Raw genomic sequence first — 21,168 nt, forward strand, 5'->3', positions numbered from 1 at the left:
TAAAAGTGCCAATTTCCTTTGAAAGTAACTTAAAAGGTTTAATTGACTAGCGATTCATCGCTCTCAAGATGTATTACACAGCACCCTTTTCCACTCGATTTCGCATGATACATAGCGGTGTCTGCGGCTTTCAATAATTTATCGGTATCGACATCTTGGCGCTCGGTATATTGAACGCCGACGCTGGCGCCTACGTTTAATACTTCGCCTTTGTAGTCAATCGGCTTCTCTAAGCACTCAATGATCATATATGCTAACGAGTCTACGGATTTTATATTGATGCAATTTGTTACTACAACGAACTCATCACCAGAAAGTCGAGCCACAACATCATTATCATCAGTCATTGAAACAAGCCGTTTGGCAACCTGCTTTAACACTTCGTCACCAGCATCGTGGCCGTAAGTGTCATTTACCGATTTAAATCCATCGAGATCAATATAGAACAGCGCCAATCCACAACAGCTTCGTCGCTCAGATCTAAGCATGGCTTCAAGCACTCGGTAGAGCTCCGTTCTATTCGCCAAGCCTGTGAGTGAGTCATGATGAGCCAGATAATCGAGCCTTTCCATTTCTTTATCGCTTGAAAGATCACTTAGTAGATAAACGAAATCATACTCATCTTGATTTTCACTGCTCGCAATACGCGATACTTTAACAAATAGGGGGACTTTTTTATGCCCTAGCTTATGACTCTCCCAAACTTCACCTTGCCATTGACCATGTTCATTGACCGATTGCTTAATCGTAGGCATCAGAGATTTAAACTGTTGCCAATCGAATATCTCATCCGGGCGTTTTCCTAATAGAGCCTGTTGAGAGTGACCAAGAAGTCTCGATACCGCAGGGTTTACCATAGTAATCGTATCGCATGGATTAGTGACGATAAGTCCGTCCTGGCTGTTCTCAAATACGCCCGCAGCGAGTCTCTGCCTCCGCTGTGCGGCTTCCACCTCCGTCACATCTTGAATGGCGAACAGCACCTGACCTTCTTTGCTCAGTCGAGTGGCCGTAATACTTAACAGTTGGTGGTTACCAAACACATCTTTGACCCACAGCTGCCTGTCAATTATCTCAGCACCCTTGGTCATCGCTTCCGCTATGATGAACTGACTACTGCCCCCGAGTACCTCAACAAGCAATGTGCCTTTCAAATACCCTGGCGTACGACGAAAGATAGCGCAGGTTGCCGCATTAAAATGGACCATCTCCCCGTTGGAATTCAGCACTACTAACGCGTGCTTAACGGTCTCTACCACTTCATTGGCGAATGCCTTTTCTTGTTCTAGTTTCGTCAGTGTATTGGTGACTTGTTTATCTCGCTCTTTCAGCCTTTCTAGCATAGTGTTGAACGCTTGTATCAACCCGCCTATCTCGTCATCTGCCGCATGTTCAATGTTAAGTGTTTCGCGCTTATTCTCTATGTATGACCATATTCCAGAGCTCAGCCGATAAACAGGTTTGATAATGTACATCTCTACCATCAGGTAAAGTACAAGTGCTGACACAGCGAGTAGCAATAGATAATTGATACTATTGGACATTGCATCCACATAAATAGCGTTAAGTGATTGTTTAGAGAGCGTAATACGCAAATGAGCAATCACATCTGAATCATTTTTAATGGGAACCAATAAAAAGATGTGCTCGTCACTTATGGCATAGCGATTGTGGCGGATCTCCTCACGCTGTTTTTCTGTTGGAACAGGTGCAATTGCGCCCTGCTTTTCATACATTGCGAACAGTTGTCCATTGGTCATGTAGAGCTTTACACGGACGACATCTTCATCGGCTGAAAATGCAACCAGTATTCTTTCTGCCGTCTTTTTATCACCGGCAAGAATGACAGTCTGAAGGCTGTGGGCGACACCCGTTGCTAAGACATCAGCTCGATTTAGCAGGTTGTCTTTTTGAGTGAGATAAGACTGAAGCAAGGAGTAACCTTGAGAAAAGACAAAAACAATCCCAGTAAAAACAACTATTGGTACAAATAGCTTACTCTTTAGAGATAAATGACTAAATGGTATCAATCTCACTCCTAGACTACTGACGTTTAGAAAATGTGCTCAGTTACATTGTTATAGCTATCTTGTAGCGGATACTCCCTACAAACGATAGACACTTAGTTCAGGGATAGCGCAGCGATTTGAACTGTTTTTATTAATTATTCACCAAATAATGAGTTTGATCACTGTTTAGCTAAAGTAATTGAAACATCTTAGTAAATGATTTAATTAAGGAAATTTTTCGTCAATGGAAAAACGTTCGATCTGTCTTAATTGTGATATGGGTGAAAGCTTCGGTGCATGGAAAATGGGCAACGATGAGTCTGTGATGCCTCATATCCACATGGCGAATATCGCTTGCGGGTTTCACGCTTCCGATCCGCAAGTAATGAATGAGACGATAAAACTAGCGATCAAACACGATGTTCAAATTGGCGCGCATCCTAGCTACCCTGATCTACAAGGCTTTGGTCGGCGCAGTATGGTTATGTCTCCTGATGAAATCACCAACATGTTGATTTATCAGATCGGCGCCATCAAAGGGCTCGCGGATAGCCACAACAAAGACCTTAGCTATGTGAAACCTCATGGCGCTCTCTACAATGATATGCTGAAAGACCTTTCTATTTTTGAATCAGTGATAGACGCTGTTTCAAGCTTTGGTTTACCACTAATGACACTGGCCGTTGCTGATACCCAACCCTACCTTTATATCGCCGATCGCTACGACGTCCCCCTGCTTTTTGAAGCGTTTGCGGACCGCAGCTATCTCGCCAATGGATTCTTAGCTCCGCGTGGACAAGACAAAGCGGTATTAACCAACCACGAAGACATTTTGAATCAGGTATTACAAATATCACGTTATGGCAAAGTCCGAACTATTGATGGATTTTCAATTGCGCTTGAGGCCGATACCATATGCGTTCACGGTGATAATCAAGAAGGCGTCGCCATGATCAAACAGATTCGTTCGCTGCTTGATAAGGAGAGTCAAAGTACATGATTATAGATACCTCTATCGACCCTGTTGCCGAGTGCTCGATTTTGATTCGCTTTCACAGCGCCCCCAATGATCACCTTTCTTGGGTGATTGGCGAGATTAGTCATTATCTCTCCAATCAGCTCGGAGCATGGGTAATGAATGTTACCCCTTCGTTTGATTCGATACTTGTTGATTACCTTCCACACCGTATATCTATTTTCGAGTTTGTCCCCTACTTAGAAAAATTAGTTACCCAAGCCCTACTTAACATGCCAGAAGCGCACGTTGCTGAAGTCATTGAATTACCGGTTTATTACGATCTTTCCGTCGGCCCTGACCTAAAATATTACGTAGAATTAGGTCAATCCGTAGAGTCTGTCATCACAACGCACTCACAAACCGAATACACCGTTGGCGCAATTGGATTTACTGCGGGATTTGCCTTTCTTTCTGAAGTTGATGAAGCGATAAGGCGACCAAGAAAGCCAACGCCAAGGGTAAAAGTCCCTAAAGGCAGCGTTGCCATCGCCAACAATCAAACTGCAGTGTATCCAAGTGAAACTCCGGGCGGGTGGAACATTATAGGCAATTGCCCTATTGAGCTTTATCACCCAACAAGCTCAAAAATTCTTCCCTTCACTATTGGCACCAAAATTAAGTTCACATCGATAAGTAAGATAGAGTTTTTAGCGCTTGGCGGTCAAATCAATGAGGGTTGGCAATGACAATTGAAAACTACATAGAAGTCGTGAAACCTGGCCAGCAAACTCTTATTCAAGATTTTGGCCGCTTTGGTTTAGCCCATTTTGGTATTGCGCAAGGCGGACCAGTTGATGATTACGCCTATAGCTGGGCAAACCATCTTTTGGGTAATACCATTAACATGCCCACGCTTGAGATCACCTTGGGCCAAGCTGAGTTTTTGATACACCACTCTTGCGAACTAGCTATCGCCGGTGGTGACTTGAATGCCAAGTTAGATGGCTTAAATGTTGATAATTGGTCGACATTTCGTGCTTTAAAAGGACAAACTTTAACCTTCGCTCTTCCTCGTAACGGATTGCGTGCCTACCTAGCAATTAAAGGCGGATTTAGTATCCCAACACAGTTAGGCAGTGCCTCGACCGTAGAACGAGACCAATTAGGCGGCTTAACACATGGGACGCCGTTACAAAGTGGCGACGTTTTACCGTTCGACCAACATGCCATATCATCTAGCAGTGTACAGATGACATTCAGATACAAGCCTGACTATAACTTGCCATTAGAGCTACGCGTTATTGAGGGCTACCAAGTCAATGACTTCTCGCGTGACGCCGTCAATTCGCTCTATACACAAGAATTTGAAGTGAGCCAGCTCGTCAATCGAATGGGATATCGACTGTCTGGTTCAAAGGTAAAAGCTCCCAACAAGGAGTATTTGAGTGAAGGGATTGCACTTGGCTCAATACAAGTAACACCAAGTGGTGAGCCGATCGTGTTGTTAAATGACAGGCAAACCATAGGTGGCTATCCGAAAATAGGCTGTGTTGCTCGAATAGATTTGCCCAGGCTAGCACAGGCGAAACCAGGACAAAAAGTGAGATTCGTTCGTGGGGATTTGTTGGGTTTACAAGACGTCTGGGGTCAATGGGCTCGATTTTTTGGCTATTAGGGCGACAAAGTCGCCCATCTTTAACTTAAACAACCATAGTATTTGGCTAGTTGCTCAGGGTAAGCTCTCTCTATTGCGAGTTGTCGTGCTTTTGCTTCTATATTCTCTGCCGATAGGCTCATCATCACCGGATGAAGCGATTCAATATTTTTATCTTGGTAATCGTGTAATCTCCACTCCTTCACCAGTTTAATTGCCGCTTCATAGGCAGACGATCCTTTTACCACTTCAACCCTAGCATAATGCTCACCTTCAAACGTAACATCAGCAGCTCGTAGCGTATCGTCTCTACCCGGTATCTGCTGCGCGCCAAACAGTGGTGTACCGTACTCGTTGGCTTGCTGGTAATCGGGAATATAGCGAGCCATATGATCAATCGCTTTTCGACTTCTTTCCACAATCACATCTTCATCCCAGCCTTTTTGTATTTTACGCTTCAATCGCAAAGGCAAATGTGGCTGTGATGTCGATTGATTAGACGCCACCAACCCATCATCGAATAAAGTGATATCTTTAGTCATGCCATGTAACTGAAACACCCCATCAGGATAAGGTGTTAGCTGCGCCATTCCATTTGGTGTTCCCCTCGGTCCGTGAAATATGACTTCAGGCCAAAGCTCATTGCATTCATTCCACTTAGTTACATAGGCCGCTTTAAACTCTACTAGCCTTTCACGCGGTTTATTTGCTAAGTCGTCGATTGAACCAGTCTCATAGCCGCAGGCATTGACAAGAAAATCGAATTCTAAAATCTGCGCTTCATTGTCCTGACTGACACATTCAATCATCCAGCTATCGGCACGTTCTTCTACCCCAATGACCTGCGTATTGGCCATTAAGGTGCAGTTAGGAATCGCTTCTAATGCCAACGTCGCAGATGCAGCAATACGGAACACACTCCACCCATGCTCCTCAACTGCAACAACTGGGAACTTAAGTGCGTCTAAATCAGTATGCTTGGCGAAAGGAATCATCCACTCATCGATAGTTTTTGGTTGAGTTGGCTGTTGCTGCTCTTTCAACTCATCTAAATCTTCTCGACTGTAGAATTTGTAATAGTCACAAGGCTCACCCAACACTTTGTTCGCTGGGTCTTCTGCGACTAGCTCAGCATAGCAAGATTGAATTGTAATCAGCCTTTCATACAACTCTTCAGGACTACCACCATCAGAATACGGCACCGCAATGACAGTTGGTCGACGATTGATTGTCTGTGGATAAAGGCGTGCGGTATCTATAGATTGCTTAAGTAACTCTATACACTGCTCAGCAGAGATCTCTCTGTACAAATTTCCACCAGCATGAAGATGGCATATTGGCGGTCCACTGATGAGCCCATTACCTTTTTCTATAAGGTGGACATCTAAACCTAATTCGGCCATGTGAACTGCAGCCGTAGCTCCAGCGATACCACCGCCAATAATTGCGATTTTTGGTGAACTCTTCGTTTGGGTTTTAGATAGCATTTATATGGCTAATTCATTCATTCTCAGTGCATTTTACTGGTAATACTAAATGAATAAAATCACAAATTTTTCATGGAGAAATTATGACGTTTTTTCGAAAAAAAAATGAAAAAAACTGCTTGACTCAAAAATGCAGAAGGAACAAATAATCACTTTTGTGAATAACAAATCTTTGCCGAGCTACGCATACTCGGGGCTGCGAGAAATCTGAAGTTATCTACAGGCCAAGTTATCCCAAACTTTATCCACTGTTTTTGTGGATAACTGAATAACTTGACCTGTGTATTATCAGCTAAACGCTTTATTGATAGGGGTTAAGAGGCGTTTAATCAAACTGTTCACAACTAGACCAAGTGTGAAAAAAGTACCAATAGGTAGCAGTATCCATAGCATCCAATGCATCTGTGGTTGCAGTTCAAACCCAAATATCATAATCGCGCCTACAACGATTTCTGAACCAATAATCGCTATTACGCCTGCGACAAGTGCCATTAATCCATATTCAGCCCAGATGGTTTGTTCAACCCTCTTTTTACTTGCCCCCAGTGTACGGTAGAGTTGAATCTCTTCTTGGCGTTGACCTAAACTCAATCGAAGCAAAGTAAATATAAGTAGAAGACCAGATAGAACGCCTATCCCTGCTAGCAGAGTAATTGACCAGACGATCTGGCCTAACAGTTCTTGAATCTTCGCTCCCATCACTCTTATATCCATCAGGCTCACGGTTGGGTGTTGGCGAGATAATTGATTTAAAAGCGCGTCATGCTCGTCTTCAACCTTAAAGCTCACCAAATAAGTCGCTGGAATATTCTCTAGAACATCAGGTGTAAAGATGAAATAAAAGTTTGGCTTCATATCGCGCCACTCTACGTGCCTGATAGAGTTAACTTTTGCCTTAATTTGAATACTATTGATAACAAATTCGAGTTCATCACCAATCTTTAAGCCTAAATCGTTAGCTACATCGGCTTCCACCGAGACACCATTGGTTGGCGTCCATTCTCCTGACAATACTTCATTGTGCTTTGGAGTACCCGTTGCAAACGTAAAGTTAATTTCACGTCTTAACGCATCGCTGCCCTCTTCTCCCTTGGCTTTGCTTTTCGCATCGACCCCGTTGATGTTCACAACACGACCGCGAATAATTGGATAATCTTCTGAGCGTAATATACCCGCATCATCGAGAACTTTTAGATAGGCATCTTTCTCATAAGGGGCAATATTCAAAGCAAAGGCATTGGGAGCATCTTTAGGTAACGTACGCTGCCAATCTGTCAGCAAGTCTGTTCTAACAAGCCACATAGTAGACAGCAACATTAAAGAGAGCGCTAATGCACCAAATTGAATGCCTGTCGCCATTGTTGAGCGGTTGATCCTACTCAACGCCAGTTTGAGCGCAGCGCTAAGCGGAACTTTCCCTAGAGCGCGAGTTGCCAACACACTCACAAATGCCAGTATTGCGAACAACGCAACAATACCGCCTAGCACGATCCATACGAGTAGGTTGTCATAATAGGCTAACAGCATCGGAAAAATGGGTACCAAAACCAACCAGTATCTGATCTTTGAGCCATTAATTTCGGCTTGTGGCTGCATTACATTTACAGCACTCACATTAGTTAGCCCTACCAGAGGAATTCCAAGAGCTGGAATGGCGATAAGAATGCTGGTCATGACAGAAATTACGATGGGTTTTAAGCCATAGCTAGGTAACGGATTGGGCAATAATTCAACCAGTGGGATGCGTAATAGGTATTCAAGTACTACACCCAACGACACACCAAGTACAACTGCGGCAACAAGTAGAATTGACACTTGAGTCAGCAACCAACGCACAATCCATTTTTTACTCGCGCCCAAGCTTTTGAGCATAGCTATCGTTTTGCGTCGGGTCGTGACATAGTGCTGACAGGTTAACACTAAGGTTGTCGCCGCCATGATGACCACAATGGCTACCGTCAGTGAGAGATATTGCTCGGTACGTTGAAAAACCTCGTTAGTCCGACTTGCGCTATTTTGATCTCGCCAGCGATCACTTGGCGTTAACTCGATGTTTGACTTTAAGCGTTCAATATTCGTTTCATCACCATTAATAAACTTACTGTAACGAACTCGACTGCCTAACTGCACTGCTCCAGTTCGCTCAATATCGTCACTGTGAATAAATGCGGAAGGCATTTGTTGAAACGGATTGAAACTCAGTCCTGGCTCTTCGACTATACGTCCGGTTACAATGAAATCAGCATCGCCTAGCGTGACCGCGTCACCTACCGAGACATTGAGCTGCGAGAATAGACGTTCATCAAGCCAAAGTTCGCCTTGCTTAACGTGACTGTAGTTTTGCTTGTCATCGGACAGTACCATCTCACCTTGCAGCGGATAAAGACTATCGACCGCTTTAACCGTAATGAGTTTCATGCCGTTATCACTAAACGCCATCGTTCCAAATCGGGTTTGAGACGATGTCGTCAGCTCGTTTTCCGCAGCTAGCGTCTCAAATGATTCACTAATGGGGTTCGATGATATCAACACCGTATCTGCGGTTAACGCCTGTTTCCCTTGCTTAACAACCACCTGCTCCATACGCTCTGCAAGGGCTGTCAAAGCAAAAATACAGGCAATGATCAGGATTAAAGCGATAGTGACAGGCCAAAGTTGCCCTTGCCTAATCTCACTTGTACTCCATTTTACCAACCGCCTGTTCAAAGAAGCCGAAGCTGAATTAGACATGGTTAATCCTCCAACTTACCAGCTTTCATTTTAAAGGTTCGGTCACATCGCTCAGCCAATTTTGAGTCATGCGTAACCAAAACGAGTGTCGTGCCATGCTCTTTGTTCAATGAAAACAACAGCTCCACCACGGTTGATGCGGTTTGTTGATCTAAGTTACCCGTTGGCTCATCAGCAAAGAGAATTTTTGGTTGAATCATAAAGGCCCGAGCTAAAGCGACACGTTGCTGCTCACCACCCGATAGTTGGGAGGGTGAATGGTGAATGCGACCCCCTAGCCCAACAGACTCTAACAAACTAATGGCTCGCTTCTTGTCTTCAGGCTCTCCTTTTAATAGACAAGGTAAAGTGACATTGTCTAATGCAGATAGGCTAGGAATAAGTAGAAAGCTTTGAAAAACAAAACCAACAGACTCACTACGGATAGCCGCACGCTCTTCATCGCTAAGACTGTGAAGAGGTTTACCTAGCAGGTCGACTTCCCCTTGTGTCGGTGTATCTAATCCGGCGAGTAGAGTCATCAATGTCGATTTCCCAGCGCCAGATGTTCCGACGATAGCCACACTCTCCCCTTCTTTGATGTCTAGATTTACATCATCAAGGATTGTTAATTGTTCTTGTTTGGTAGAGACTACTTTAGACAATGATTGTGCTTTGATTACGGATGTTTGCATGTTTCGACTACTTTCCCTTGTTCTTCTACTTTTGTCTGTAAATCCTGCTTACAGCAAAACCCTTATGATTTTAGGTGACAGCTTAAGCGCTGGTTATCAAATGCCTATCGAACAGGCTTGGCCTTCTCTTCTTACGGATGATCTCGCTAAAAGCGGTCAACAAGTCTCGGTCATCAACGCCAGCATCTCTGGTGATACGACAGGCAATGGTCTGGCACGACTTCCTCAATTGCTCCAACAACATAACCCAGAATACGTCCTCATTGAGCTAGGTGCTAACGATGGGTTACGAGGTTTTCCAACTGGAATCGTGCAAAAGAACCTGTCAGACATGATTACTATGATTCGAGATTCAGACGCAACGCCACTACTTATGCAGATTCACATTCTGCCAAACTATGGAAAACGCTACACTGAAGCATTCGCCTCTGTCTACCCGAAAGTGTCACAAAACCTTGATGTCCCTCTGCTGCCCTTTTTCCTTGAAGGCGTCATCATAAAACCAGAATGGATGATGTCCGACGGTTTGCATCCAAAGCCTGAAGCTCAACCTTGGATTTCTAATTTTGTTGCAGATGAGTTAATAAATCACTTCTAATTGCTTTAGCTCAATAAACTTTACAAAGCTTTACGCTAGCTTGGATAAGTTGCCAATCGTTGGCTAAAGGAGACTGTATGATCATTGAGCCCATCATCGATGGTGTTGTCGCACGAAGTGCCCATCCACTCGGCTGCGAACAATCTGTATCTAATCAAATTGCGTATGTAAAGTCTGCCAATCCCATTAAGCAAGGACCTAAGAGAGTGCTCATTATCGGCGGCTCTTCAGGTCTAGGTCTGTCGGCAAGAATCGCTCTGACTTTTGGTGGGGCTAACGCGGACACCATTAGCGTCTCATTGGAAAAATCACCGACTGAACAAAGAACAGGATCTGCCGGTTTCTATAACAACTACTACTTTAAAAAGGCTGGTGAGCAAGAAAATAGAATCGCCATCAACATTCACGGCGATGCTTTCTCGAAGCAGCTCAAAGAAGAGGTAATTGAAGCGATAGAGACCTATTTCGAAGGTGAAGTTGACCTCGTTATTTACAGTCTAGCCAGTGGTGTCAGGCCAAATCCAAACACCGGCGAACTATGGCGTTCTGCCATAAAACCGATTGGAGAGCCTGTCACCGGAGCCACTCTAATGTTAGAGACTGATGAATGGCATCAAACCACATTACCACCAGCAACAACGCAGGAAGAAGAATCAACACTTAAAGTGATGGGGGGTGAGGATTGGGAAGATTGGATCAACGCCTTAATCAACTCAGAGTCAATCGCTCATGGTTGTAAAACCATTGCTTTTTCATATGTAGGGCCAGAGTGCACTCACCCTATCTATCTCGATGGCACGCTTGGAAGAGCTAAAATCGATTTGCACCAAACTAGCCATTCGTTGAACCTCAAACTAGCGAACTATGGCGGTGGCGCTTATGCCACAGTATGTAAAGCTTTAGTGACCAAAGCGAGTGTATTTATTCCTGCACTTAGCCCTTATATCATTGCTCTTTACAAAGTTATGAAAGAGCAAGGAACTCATGAAGGCTGCATTGAGCAAATGCAACGCCTGTTTGCGACCAAGCTTTATCATGCTGAGCAGCCCCCAGTGGATTGTGAACGCTTGATCCGGATGGATGACTGGGAACTCAATCGAACGACTCAACAACGCGTCAGTGAAATTCTTGAACAACTTAATGAATCTAACTTTAAACAGCTTGGTGACTACGCAGGGTTTAAGCAAGAGTTTCTTAATCTGAACGGATTTGGTTACGAAAATATTAACTATTTAACTGATATAGCAATTGATAATTACATCAAATAAACCTATTGTTTAAAAACACCATCTCATTTTTGAGACACGGATATAGACAGAGCCTTAAACCATCGTTTAGGGCTTTTTTTTACCGGATCCATGATGCATGCTAACTCTCAAGTTTGCGTCAATTACTTAATCTTTGTTTCAATGACTGTTTCTACGACTATTATTAAAGAGAGCACGGAATGCTCGGATTGGTACACTAGCCCACAGGGATCAAATATGTCTAAGTTGAATACAGGGACGATTACTATTCCTGAAGACATGAGTGACAATTGGCAAACAATCGTCAATCTACTCGCAGAGATAGTTAACGTTCCTGCAGCATTGATTATGAGAATACATAAAGAGCATATTGAAGTATTCTCTGCCAACAATAACCGTACGCACCCTTACCATATCAGTGATAGTGAAACTCTAGGACAGGGTTTGTACTGTGAAACTGTCGTGAATGAAAATAGACAGCTTGTTGTGCCAAACGCTAGTGCGGATGAAAAATGGTGCAATAACCCAGATATGAAATTTGGACTGCTCGCTTATTGCGGCTTACCTGTACGTTGGCCAAATGGTGATATGTTTGGCACAATTTGCGTCCTCGACGATCGAGAAAACCCTTTTGGTGATACCTACCAACAACTGCTGATTTCATTTCGAGACTCTGTAGAGGCTCAGCTTAAAACCCTTTATCAAAATCACTATTTGCAGCAGCTTAACCTAGAGCTTGAATCAAGAGTCAGTACTCGTACTCAAGATCTGGTTGATCTCAATTATTCTCTCAACTTAGAAATCGATAAACGCCGCGCTGCTGAGCGTAAAATCCGTTATCAACAACTGCATGATCTCGGGACAGGTTTTTTAAACCGAAACGCTTTGGAATCAGAAACACAGCAACTTCTCGATATCTTGCCTTTAGAAGCCCATCTAGATGACCATTTTAAAATTGGCCTTTTACACATAGGCTTTACAAATGGAAGAAGAATTCAAGCCAAGTACGGTTATGGCGCTTGGGAAGATGTCCTTAAGGAATTTCGTCAACGTCTCACTCAACACACGCAGTTAAACGTCGTCACAGCCCGACCATCATCAACAGATTTAGCATTTGTTTTCAAAACGCACCAATACGAAAATGATATCAGCACCTTGTGCCGCGAATTAGTTGACGTTAGCCAGACTGAATTTGTAGTCGAAGGCGAACATCTGCACCTCCATAGCTATATTGGTGTCGCGAGTTCAGATGACACCCAGTCAGCAAAATCGTTACTTAAGTACGCAGCAGAAGCGATGCAGTCATGTAAAGACTCAGGGCATAAGTTCAGCTTCTATTCTCAAGACATTTCAGATACGCAAAAAAACATCAGCCAACTAGAGAGCTACTTACTCCAAGCTGTGCGTAATGAAGACTTATTGCTCTATTTCCAACCCAAAGTATCTCCACTTACCCATCGTTGGATTGGTGCAGAAGCCCTACTCCGTTGGCGTCATCCTATACTTGGCGATATTTCTAATGAAACACTGATCCACCTGGCCGAACAGAACGGATTAATTTTCGAGGTCGGAAGCTTTGTCCTTCGCTCTGCAATACAGAAAGCGGCTGAATGGGCCACACATGTCAACGATTTTGTTATCAGTGTCAATGTTTCAGCAGTGCAACTTCAGAGCCCACAATTTGTCAATCAGGTGCAAGACTTGTTAGTTGCTTACCAATTACCTGCGCGCTACTTAGAGCTAGAGGTGACAGAAAGCGGCTTGATAGCAGACGAGATTGTTGCGCGTAACACGCTGATTTCTCTAAGCGAACTTGGCGTGACATTGTCACTTGACGACTTTGGTACAGGCTATGCTTCGTTTAACTATCTGAAGAAGTTTCCATTTGATGCCATCAAGGTCGACAAAAGTTTCGTTCATCAGTTATCTCATAGTGATGATGACAAGGAAATTGTCCGCTCTATTATTTCAATTGCCAAAAAGCTTAACCTTAAAGTCACGGTTGAAGGCATCGAAAACAGCGAACATGAATCCTTTATACTGGCTGAAGGTTGTGACATCGGTCAGGGCTTCCTCTACGGTAAACCCATGCCATTTGATGAGTTTGAGATGCATCTGTTAAACCAGAACAACTTATCTCCTAAGTACTCATATTCTTAGTTAATCCACAATTGCTTTACTCCGAGACGAGCGATTTCTATAATCCTCGTCTTTCTTGTTCCCACAATAGAGATCAATATGGATCAACTCTCCGCTACACTCAAAAAAATAGAAAAGCAAAACTACCACGCCTACCAACAACTTAAAGGCGAGTACGATTTTGGCGACTATACATTCCATATTGATTATGTTCAGGGAGACCCATACGCCTCTGCTTCGCGCGTTCGTGCCATTCGTCCTTGGTCAGTCACAGGATTAGCTTGGCTGCGCGAAACTTCCCCTTCTTATCAAATTGCAGCTCGTGATTTTATTGCGCGAAGCTTTGCTCAGTTTGCCAAGCAAGAAGCGAGCGTCAGCATTGCACTGACGGGCCAAACTGTGTTGGATAACACTGCTGTGCTATTCACCGAACAAGGAATAGAGTTACGATTTAGAACCAATTTACCTGCTGAAGGTCGTTCAGTTCTGGGTAAGAAAGCAGACAACATACTTACCTTCCATCTGCCTAAATTTATTCGCAAAGCGACACTGGAGCGCGAACTCGATCAGCAAGCGCTGATCAAGCACTGCCAAGTGATTGAAGATCAGACGGCGCTACGTAACCAGTTAGAAAGCAAAGGGCTGCTTGCGTTTGTCGGTAACGGTTCAGTCTTACCTCGAATTTCAGGAAACTGCGACTTGCCGATGAAAGAGGCCGTTGAGTTTGTTGCGCCTCAAGCGCTTGAAGTGACTTTAACCACCCCGAATAGTGGAGAAGTTAAAGGTTTAGGTATTCCTAAAGGAATCACGTTAATCGTCGGCGGTGGCTTTCACGGTAAATCGACCTTGCTCAACGCCATTGAGCGTTCAATTTACGATCACATCCCGGGTGATGGTCGTGAGCGTATCGTAACAAATACGCTTGCTATGAAGATAAAAGCCGAAGATGGCCGCTGCGTTCATTCGCTTAACCTATCGAATTACATCAACCATCTACCAATGGGTAAGGATACTTCAGATTTTTCTACCCAAGACGCTTCGGGTTCTACATCACAAGCCGCTTGGCTACAGGAGTCCATTGAGTCCGGCGCTAAGGCCATTTTGATTGATGAAGATACTTCAGCAACGAACTTTATGATTCGAGATGAACGCATGCAGGCGCTAGTGAGTAAAGGTGATGAACCAATCACGCCTTTGGTAGACCGAATTGCGCAGCTTAGTGAACAACTCGATATTTCAACTATCGTCGTTATGGGCGGCTCTGGCGACTACTTGGATGTTGCTGACACAGTCATTCAAATGCATGACTACCAAGCAATTGATGTGACGGAAAAAGCCAAACAAGTCGTCCAATTACACCCGACACAAAGACAGAATGAAAGTGAGTCGAACCTAGAGTCATTCCGCCCACGAGGGTTTAACTGTGCAGCGCTACAGAAAATTTTGAGCGAAGGTAAATTTAGAATCGCCGCCAAAGGGCGTGATTCATTGAGGTTTGGTAAAGAGTACACCGACCTAAGCGCCTTGGAGCAATTAGAAACCACTAATGAACTTAATGCACTTGGTTGGGTTTGGTTCCAGTTTGCTCAGCAACCAGGTTGGTCTAAACTTCCGGCAAAGGATATTGAGCGCTACTTAAGTGACGATTGGTACACTACCATGCCAAATCAAGGTGACTTAGCCAAACCGCGAGTACTTGATGTTTTAGCAGCCCTTAATCGAATGCGTAAGTCTCAGTTTCGACCTTCCAAATGAGGTTAAAACGGTAAACTGATGTATAAAGCGCCTATTGATTGGGCGCTTTTTCTTTTCTACCGACTATGAACTTCACTATTACCACTTCAAATCTCATTCTTCGCGACTTCACTCCATCAGACGTGAAACATTACGTCTATCAGTGCCAAGATCCTAAATACCAACGCTATTACAATGAAGAAGATTGCTCGATAGAAAAAAGTACCCTGCTCGCCAATATGTTTATTGAACAAGCTTTAGAGTCACCACGAACCCAGTACCACCTAGCAATTCAGTGTAAGTTCTCGGGACACTACTTAGGTCTTGCAGCGTTACGCCTAGAGCCAAAGAATCAAGCCTCAATCGGCTGCGGCTTGGCGAGAAACCGGCAAGGAAAAGGCGTTGCTGAAGAAGCGATGCTCGCCTTGGTTAACTATGGGTTTAATCAACTCGATGTAAAACGTGTCTACGCAGAGACACTCTCTAGCAACAAAGCGGCGATTAGGCTTTGTAAACGTGTTGGTATGTCGATTGATTGTGAGCGTACTAATGACCGATTCTTCAAAGATAAATGGTGGACCACGACCGTTTTACATATGACACGTTAACCTTTATTCCCGTCCATGTTTAGACTCACCTTTGGTCTCAATCAGCCACCCCAAAAACTCCAATATCCAATTTACGTCCATCTATGATTTGACATCAAACTTAGGTTTCATTATTGTGCGCAGCATCTAAGAATAGTTATCATTTTTAATCAATGGACTTAAGTTCTCAATCTTCTTTGACTTATTGGTTAAAGTCTTTAGTTGTCCCTACCCTTATCGTAACTGGATGGTACTTAGCCACTACCTATGGTGATATCAGTAGTTACATCTTGCCTTCACCTATTACGGTCGTAACCGCATTCACAGATATGTTGATGAGCGGTGAACTAACCGAACACATATGTGCCAGTCTTCAACGAGTTGGGATTGGGTTCGGCACAACGGCAGTATTAGCGATTGCATTCGCCATGCTATTTGTTCGCTTTCAAGGTCTATACGATTACTTCGAATTTCTATTTGAATGTCTGCGCGCAATCCCTGCTTTAGCGTTTAGTCCCTTATTTATCGTCTGGATGGGAATTGGTGAAGCGCCAAAATTGATGATCATCTTGTTTACCTCTTTCTTCCCTGTATTTCTCAACGCGTATGGAGGCTTACAAAATGTCGATAAGAAATACCTAGAGCTAGGCCGAAGCCTTGAGCTTAGCCAAAGTGAAATCGTTAGACACATTCGCTTGCCTGCGGCACTGCCACAAATCATTACTGGGCTTAGATTAGGGTTTGGATACAGTTGGCGTGCCTTGATGGGCGCAGAACTCATTGCCGCTGCGTCAGGTTTGGGATTTCTCATTGTTGATGCCGAAGAACTGGCGCGAACCGATAAAGCGATGGCAGGTATCATCGTTATTGGCGTCCTTGGCTTTTGCTTAGATTTCATCTTTAAGAAGGTTACCGCACATGCTATCCGTCACTAATCTATCCAAGTCATTTGATGATCCGCAACAAGGGAAATCTTATGTCCTTAAAGGCGTCAATCTAAGCGTCGAAGCGGGTGAATTTGTCGCCGTCTTAGGTAAAAGTGGTTGTGGAAAAAGTACGCTGATTAAATGCTTATCAGGTATGCATGAGGCCTGTAGTGGGCGAATTCAAGCTGCAGAAAACTTGGTTTCAGGCTACGTATTCCAAGAACCTCGCTTGTTACCTTGGTATACCGTCAAACAAAACCTGCAATTAGCGTTTAACAAGCAGCTACGAAACTCTGACGAGGCACTCAAGGCTATTGAAAGCGCGTTAACGTTAACGGGCATACTCGACAAAATTGACGCCTTCCCGAATCAACTTAGCGGTGGGATGGCTCAACGCGTCGCCATTGCCCGTTCTTTGTGTCGGAAGCCTAATCTTCTGTATATGGATGAACCATTCAGCGCGTTGGATGCATTGACCCGTCAGAACATGCAAACCGAACTAAAACGTATCCATCAGAAAACACAATGTAGCGTTGTCTTTATTACTCACGATGTTCGAGAAGCAGTCACACTCGCCGACCGTATTTTGGTGATTGAAAATGGCGTTTTTAAATTTGAATACAACGTCAAACAATCAAGTTTAAGTCGTGAGCATCTAACACAAACAATCATCCAGCAATCATTCAACCATTAGGAGAACTCAGTGAAAAAACTAATTGCAGTTTGTGCTGCAGCAGCGTCATTAGTATGTAATAGCGCTTTCGCAGAAACAAAAAAAGTCGTTAACGTAACTTACGTACCTACCCCGTTTAACTTGCAGCTTATGGTTATGCGCGACCAAGGGATCTTAGACCAAGAGTTAGCAAAACATGGTGCAACTGTTGGGTGGCACAAAATCAGTTCAGGGGTTCATCAAGCGAAAGCCATGGCTTCGGGCTCTGTCGACATCGCATCTGTGATGAATACAAACTCTTTCCTGATGGCAAACCGAGAAGGAAACAGCCTGAAGGTGATTGGTACTGTCGCAAGACCAAGCAAAATCTTTTCTCTGGTAGTCTCGCCTAAGTTTGAAGGGGATATCAAAGATCTTGCCGGTAAAAAGGTCGCTGGTGTTAAAGGAACAGTAGTACAACAGATGCTAGTCGCACAGCTTGCTGCCAATGACATGACTCAGTCGGACGTAAAATTCATCAATATGGCAACGCCGAAAGCATTTAACGCTTTAATGGCAGGTAGCATCGACGCTGGACTTCTTACTTCAAGCTATATTCTTAAAGCTCAAGATGGTGGTGCTCGTGTGCTCGCCACAGCGGATGGTTACATCAACCCAATTCTAATCAGTGCTACAACGGATAAGTTCGCCTCTGAAAACCCTCAGCTAGTTGAAGCCTACCTTGAAGCTCAACGCAAAGCGATGAATTACATTAAAACTAATCATCAGCAAGCAATCGCAATTGGTGCGACAGAGCACGGCATATCTAACGAACAGGCAGAAAAACTGACGGATTGGTCTGCTCTTGCCAGTCACTTTGGTCAGGATGATATGCAAGCCCTGAAAAATGATACCCAGTTTTTAGTAGAGAACGGCCTAATGCGTGATGGGCTAGATGTGGAAAGCTTAGTAGCGCCAACGTCGGCAACCTACCTATAATTTGTTTATAAAACTAAAAAGGTCGTGTTAATCACGACCTTTCCTATATGAATTCTACCTAGTGACGCAATATATGCCAAGCCTCACACAAAACTCTAAATCTATCGCTATCACCATTGTCTCGATCAGGGTGCCATTTTAATGCGAGTTTACGCCATGTTTTGCGTATCTCAGTTTGGCTCGCATCTTGCGGCAACTCAAACAAGCTAAGCGCCTTGGCGCGGTCCATCTCTTTGCCATTGGTACTTCCGACAAACTCGCGGTAACGAGTCCAGAACTCATTGAGAAGACGTTTTACTTCACCCTCTTCTGCTTCATAGTTCTTCCAATGGATGTAGTAGTCCCTAAGAGGGTCGTGGTGATCAACTTCATGTCCAGGCACTTGATGAGATGGCATTAAAATAATGTCCATCGCCTCTACCTGTAACCACTTATCGGGATAAAGTGTTTCTTGTAGCTGGTACAAAGCGTTCATGATGAGAAAGTTGCGCTTGAATAGATCTTTTTCTGGTGAGTCGTCAAGCAGTGGGATAAAACCGAGTTCTCCGAGATGAGAAGCTAGTGTATGTACTTTCCATCCGCTCGGCTTTTTCCGAAGTACTTCAAGAATTGGCCAAAGCAAAGGGTTTTCCATGTATTGCTGAAACTGCGCAGTGAGCTCTTGTCGTTCTTGCATAAACTACCTTATCTCCTTCACTTTCAATAAAAGACATAAAGCCTTCTTTGTCGAGTTTCTAGCTTGATAAATGTCGCCTGCGCCATAAAAAAAGAGCCGCATTCGCGACTCTTTCATTATTGAGCTTTTTATTAAATAACACCTAGCTCACGCAGGCGTTCCATCAGGTAACTGTCTGCAGTGTGACGCTCTGAAAGCACCACTTCAGGTTTTGGGTGCAAGAACAATGGCAACGAGATACGAGACTGTTCTTGACGCGCGCCAGTTGGGTTAATCACTCGGTGCGTCGTTGACGGGAAGTAACCGCCCGACGCTTCTTGCAACATATCACCGATATTGATGATCAGGTTACCAAAGTCACATGGTACATCTAACCAATCGCCTTCTTTACTTAGAACTTGCAGGCCAGGTTCGTTTGCAGCTGGTAGAACAGTAAGTAAATTAATATCTTCGTGCGCTGCGGCGCGGATAGCACCTGGTTCTTCATCACCTGTCATTGGTGGGTAGTGAAGAATACGTAGTAAGGTTTTGTTGCTACCATTGATCATTTCTGACAATGCAACAGAGAACTTCTCTTGTACTTCTACAGGCGCATGCGCCTCTACCCAACCTAATAGCTCTTCAGCAAATGCGTTAGCACGGTTGTAGTAATCCATGATTTGCTCTTTAAGCTCTTCAGGCATTTGCCCCCAAGGGTAAACGTGGAAGTACTCTTTGATATCTTTTACTGTGTGGCCCTTCGCCACTTCAGAAACACTCGGTGGGAAGTAGCCGTCTTGCGTTTCAACATTAAAATGAAATTCATTTTTGCGCTCAGACATAAAGAACTGGTACCAATTCTCGTAAATTGACTCAACGAGCTCTTTTGGAATTGGGTGGTTCTTTAACACACCGAAGCCTGTTTCACGTAGAGACGTAACAAACAGTTCGGCAGCATTTTCCGCTTGATAATCGACAGTTTCCAGTTTCATGACTTTTACTTTCTAATAGTTATGTATGTGAGCAAACGATTGTAGTTGTGACAATTTAGTAAAGCAAACGATAAGCTATGAGTGACATTCATTTGAGTATAGAGTGTGCAAAAAGACTAAGTTTCAACATATTTTGTGACTACGAACAGATTTTAGTCGCCAAATAAAAATAATTGAACAGTGTTTTATTAAGTGTCATTATAGGTCTATTCTAGCCAAAGGAGAGATTCTATGAATCGAAGTTATTCAAAGACACTGATTGGACTTTCAATTGCCTATAGCTTCGTCTTTGTATTTTCAGCTATTGAGCCAATGTCACGTGCGGTTTGGTTAGCGGAGATCATTCCAGCAGCCTTAATTTTCGTCACCATATGGGTAGTCTCGCGCCGTTATACATTTTCAAACACCGCTTATGTATTGATGTTTGTTTGGCTATGCTTACACACCGTTGGTGCAAAATATACTTTTGCCGAGGTCCCTTTCGACTGGTTTAATCAACTTATTGGTTCTGAGCGCAACAACTTCGATCGCGTAGCGCACTTCTCGATAGGGCTTTATGCCTACCCGATTGCAGAATACCTTGTTAGAAGCAAAAAGCTTGGATTTGGCATAGCAACAAGCTACTCGCTGTTTGCTATTATGGCCTTAGCAGCAGGATATGAGATCATCGAATGGTGGTATGCCGCCCTTGCCGGTGGTGACGAGGGCATCGCATTCTTAGGTTCACAAGGTGATATTTGGGATGCTCAAAAAGACATGTTGATGGATACGCTAGGCGCAATCAGTTCTCTGATATTACTGACTGTTCAGCATCGAGTATTTTCTTCTATCCATGCTAAATAAGGGTTAAACCCTTCAACGAACGGAACTTGAACAATTTGAGGTACTTCGTAATCATGCGCAGATACGATAACTTGCTCAAGTTCCGCATAACACGCTTTTTTCGTTTTCATGATCAACAAGGTTTCTTTGTCACTACATAAAGAACCATTCCAAACATAATGGCTTTCAATTGGCATAGTTTGGATACAGGCAGCAAGTTGTTTGCCAAGCACCGCACTAATAATACCCTGACTGTTTTCCTGACGGTTTGTTGTCGTCAAAACAATACAAAACTGGCCGCTCAT

General features: G+C 43.8%; 19 protein-coding genes. 12 read left to right on the plus strand and 7 right to left on the minus strand.

Going from position 1 to position 21,168, the window contains the following annotated elements; all coding sequences use genetic code 11:
* Positions 1-38 precede the first annotated feature (38 nt).
* The gene (locus IX91_RS19505; protein WP_004748072.1) at positions 39-2,030 is read right to left on the minus strand and encodes a diguanylate cyclase domain-containing protein; all 1,992 of its coding nucleotides are present in this window, start codon (positions 2,028-2,030) and stop codon (positions 39-41) included.
* A gap of 223 nt (positions 2,031-2,253) precedes the next feature.
* Between IX91_RS19505 and IX91_RS19510 the strand changes: the two genes are divergently transcribed.
* The 3 genes from IX91_RS19510 to IX91_RS19520 are packed head-to-tail and all read left to right on the plus strand — an operon-like array spanning position 2,254 to position 4,642.
* Positions 2,254-3,009: a 5-oxoprolinase subunit PxpA gene (locus IX91_RS19510; RefSeq protein ID WP_004748070.1), complete on the plus strand. Its 756-nt coding sequence runs from the start codon at positions 2,254-2,256 to the stop codon at positions 3,007-3,009.
* Positions 3,006-3,713, plus strand: coding sequence for a 5-oxoprolinase subunit B family protein (locus tag IX91_RS19515; RefSeq protein WP_004748069.1), 708 nt, complete (start codon positions 3,006-3,008; stop codon positions 3,711-3,713). Before IX91_RS19510 ends, IX91_RS19515 begins: the two co-directional genes overlap by 4 nt.
* Entirely contained in the window at positions 3,710-4,642 is a 933-nt protein-coding gene (locus IX91_RS19520) for a 5-oxoprolinase subunit C family protein (RefSeq protein ID WP_004748068.1), read from the plus strand. Before IX91_RS19515 ends, IX91_RS19520 begins: the two co-directional genes overlap by 4 nt.
* Before the next feature lie 20 nt (positions 4,643-4,662).
* Here the strand turns inward: IX91_RS19520 and IX91_RS19525 are convergent, their stop codons facing one another.
* The 3 genes from IX91_RS19525 to IX91_RS19535 form a co-directional block, all read right to left on the minus strand.
* Positions 4,663-6,108 carry an FAD-dependent oxidoreductase gene (locus tag IX91_RS19525; RefSeq protein ID WP_004748067.1) on the minus strand — a complete coding sequence of 482 codons (1,446 nt, stop codon included), beginning with the start codon at positions 6,106-6,108 and terminating at the stop codon, positions 4,663-4,665.
* Between the two features lie 288 nt (positions 6,109-6,396).
* Positions 6,397-8,838: an ABC transporter permease gene (locus IX91_RS19530; protein ID WP_004748065.1), complete on the minus strand. Its 2,442-nt coding sequence runs from the start codon at positions 8,836-8,838 to the stop codon at positions 6,397-6,399.
* Between the two features lie 2 nt (positions 8,839-8,840).
* On the minus strand, positions 8,841-9,512 hold the full coding sequence (locus tag IX91_RS19535; protein WP_004748064.1) for an ABC transporter ATP-binding protein: 672 nt from the start codon (positions 9,510-9,512) through the stop codon (positions 8,841-8,843).
* Between IX91_RS19535 and tesA the strand changes: the two genes are divergently transcribed.
* The 8 genes from tesA to IX91_RS19575 all read left to right on the plus strand — a co-directional run bounded on the left by tesA (position 9,511) and on the right by IX91_RS19575 (position 18,394).
* Positions 9,511-10,110, plus strand: coding sequence for a multifunctional acyl-CoA thioesterase I/protease I/lysophospholipase L1 (tesA, locus tag IX91_RS19540; RefSeq protein WP_004749657.1), 600 nt, complete (start codon positions 9,511-9,513; stop codon positions 10,108-10,110). The two genes, IX91_RS19535 and tesA, sit on opposite strands and share 2 nt — an antisense overlap.
* A 77-nt stretch (positions 10,111-10,187) precedes the next feature.
* Positions 10,188-11,378, plus strand: coding sequence for an enoyl-ACP reductase FabV (gene fabV, locus IX91_RS19545; RefSeq protein ID WP_004743702.1), 1,191 nt, complete (start codon positions 10,188-10,190; stop codon positions 11,376-11,378).
* 216 nt (positions 11,379-11,594) lie between these two features.
* A complete protein-coding gene (locus IX91_RS19550) occupies positions 11,595-13,517 on the plus strand; it encodes a bifunctional diguanylate cyclase/phosphodiesterase (protein ID WP_004743703.1) in 1,923 nt (640 codons plus the stop codon).
* A 78-nt stretch (positions 13,518-13,595) separates the two neighbouring features.
* Positions 13,596-15,251: an ABC-ATPase domain-containing protein gene (locus IX91_RS19555; RefSeq protein ID WP_004743704.1), complete on the plus strand. Its 1,656-nt coding sequence runs from the start codon at positions 13,596-13,598 to the stop codon at positions 15,249-15,251.
* A gap of 65 nt (positions 15,252-15,316) precedes the next feature.
* A complete protein-coding gene (locus IX91_RS19560) occupies positions 15,317-15,838 on the plus strand; it encodes a GNAT family N-acetyltransferase (RefSeq protein WP_004743705.1) in 522 nt (173 codons plus the stop codon).
* Positions 15,839-15,990: 152 nt separating this feature from the next.
* A complete protein-coding gene (locus IX91_RS19565) occupies positions 15,991-16,752 on the plus strand; it encodes an ABC transporter permease (protein ID WP_004743706.1) in 762 nt (253 codons plus the stop codon).
* Positions 16,736-17,437: an ABC transporter ATP-binding protein gene (locus IX91_RS19570; RefSeq protein WP_004743707.1), complete on the plus strand. Its 702-nt coding sequence runs from the start codon at positions 16,736-16,738 to the stop codon at positions 17,435-17,437. Before IX91_RS19565 ends, IX91_RS19570 begins: the two co-directional genes overlap by 17 nt.
* 9 nt (positions 17,438-17,446) lie before the next feature.
* Positions 17,447-18,394, plus strand: a complete 948-nt coding sequence (locus IX91_RS19575) for an ABC transporter substrate-binding protein (protein ID WP_004743708.1) — start codon at positions 17,447-17,449, stop codon at positions 18,392-18,394.
* Between the two features lie 58 nt (positions 18,395-18,452).
* On the opposite strand, the gene IX91_RS19580 is transcribed toward IX91_RS19575, so the two are convergent.
* Both IX91_RS19580 and IX91_RS19585 read right to left on the minus strand, forming a co-directional pair.
* Positions 18,453-19,070 (minus strand): DNA-J related domain-containing protein, encoded by a 618-nt coding sequence (locus tag IX91_RS19580; protein ID WP_004743709.1) that lies wholly within the window; start codon positions 19,068-19,070, stop codon positions 18,453-18,455.
* Between the two features lie 131 nt (positions 19,071-19,201).
* The gene (locus IX91_RS19585; RefSeq protein ID WP_004743710.1) at positions 19,202-20,041 is read right to left on the minus strand and encodes an isopenicillin N synthase family dioxygenase; all 840 of its coding nucleotides are present in this window, start codon (positions 20,039-20,041) and stop codon (positions 19,202-19,204) included.
* Between the two features lie 231 nt (positions 20,042-20,272).
* On the opposite strand from IX91_RS19585, the gene IX91_RS19590 reads away from it, so the two are divergent.
* Positions 20,273-20,884, plus strand: coding sequence for a DUF2238 domain-containing protein (locus IX91_RS19590; protein ID WP_004743711.1), 612 nt, complete (start codon positions 20,273-20,275; stop codon positions 20,882-20,884).
* Here the strand turns inward: IX91_RS19590 and cutA are convergent.
* Positions 20,848-21,168: a divalent-cation tolerance protein CutA gene (gene cutA, locus IX91_RS19595; protein ID WP_004743712.1), complete on the minus strand. Its 321-nt coding sequence runs from the start codon at positions 21,166-21,168 to the stop codon at positions 20,848-20,850. The genes IX91_RS19590 and cutA overlap by 37 nt on opposite strands.

The sequence above is a fragment of the Vibrio tubiashii ATCC 19109 genome, assembly GCF_000772105.1.
GTDB lineage: Bacteria > Pseudomonadota > Gammaproteobacteria > Enterobacterales > Vibrionaceae > Vibrio > Vibrio tubiashii.

Coding starts and splice junctions, on each gene's coding strand:
- IX91_RS19510 (WP_004748070.1), top strand. CDS start 2,254: ATGGAAAAACGTTCGATCTGTCTTAATTGTGATATGGGTGAAAGCTTC.
- IX91_RS19515 (WP_004748069.1), top strand. CDS start 3,006: ATGATTATAGATACCTCTATCGACCCTGTTGCCGAGTGCTCGATTTTG.
- IX91_RS19520 (WP_004748068.1), top strand. CDS start 3,710: ATGACAATTGAAAACTACATAGAAGTCGTGAAACCTGGCCAGCAAACT.
- IX91_RS19525 (WP_004748067.1), bottom strand. CDS start 6,108: ATGCTATCTAAAACCCAAACGAAGAGTTCACCAAAAATCGCAATTATT.
- IX91_RS19530 (WP_004748065.1), bottom strand. CDS start 8,838: ATGTCTAATTCAGCTTCGGCTTCTTTGAACAGGCGGTTGGTAAAATGG.
- tesA (WP_004749657.1), top strand. CDS start 9,511: ATGTTTCGACTACTTTCCCTTGTTCTTCTACTTTTGTCTGTAAATCCT.
- IX91_RS19535 (WP_004748064.1), bottom strand. CDS start 9,512: ATGCAAACATCCGTAATCAAAGCACAATCATTGTCTAAAGTAGTCTCT.
- fabV (WP_004743702.1), top strand. CDS start 10,188: ATGATCATTGAGCCCATCATCGATGGTGTTGTCGCACGAAGTGCCCAT.
- IX91_RS19550 (WP_004743703.1), top strand. CDS start 11,595: ATGTCTAAGTTGAATACAGGGACGATTACTATTCCTGAAGACATGAGT.
- IX91_RS19555 (WP_004743704.1), top strand. CDS start 13,596: ATGGATCAACTCTCCGCTACACTCAAAAAAATAGAAAAGCAAAACTAC.
- IX91_RS19560 (WP_004743705.1), top strand. CDS start 15,317: ATGAACTTCACTATTACCACTTCAAATCTCATTCTTCGCGACTTCACT.
- IX91_RS19565 (WP_004743706.1), top strand. CDS start 15,991: ATGGACTTAAGTTCTCAATCTTCTTTGACTTATTGGTTAAAGTCTTTA.
- IX91_RS19570 (WP_004743707.1), top strand. CDS start 16,736: ATGCTATCCGTCACTAATCTATCCAAGTCATTTGATGATCCGCAACAA.
- IX91_RS19580 (WP_004743709.1), bottom strand. CDS start 19,070: ATGCAAGAACGACAAGAGCTCACTGCGCAGTTTCAGCAATACATGGAA.
- IX91_RS19585 (WP_004743710.1), bottom strand. CDS start 20,041: ATGAAACTGGAAACTGTCGATTATCAAGCGGAAAATGCTGCCGAACTG.
- IX91_RS19590 (WP_004743711.1), top strand. CDS start 20,273: ATGAATCGAAGTTATTCAAAGACACTGATTGGACTTTCAATTGCCTAT.
- cutA (WP_004743712.1), bottom strand. CDS start 21,168: ATGAGCGGCCAGTTTTGTATTGTTTTGACGACAACAAACCGTCAGGAA.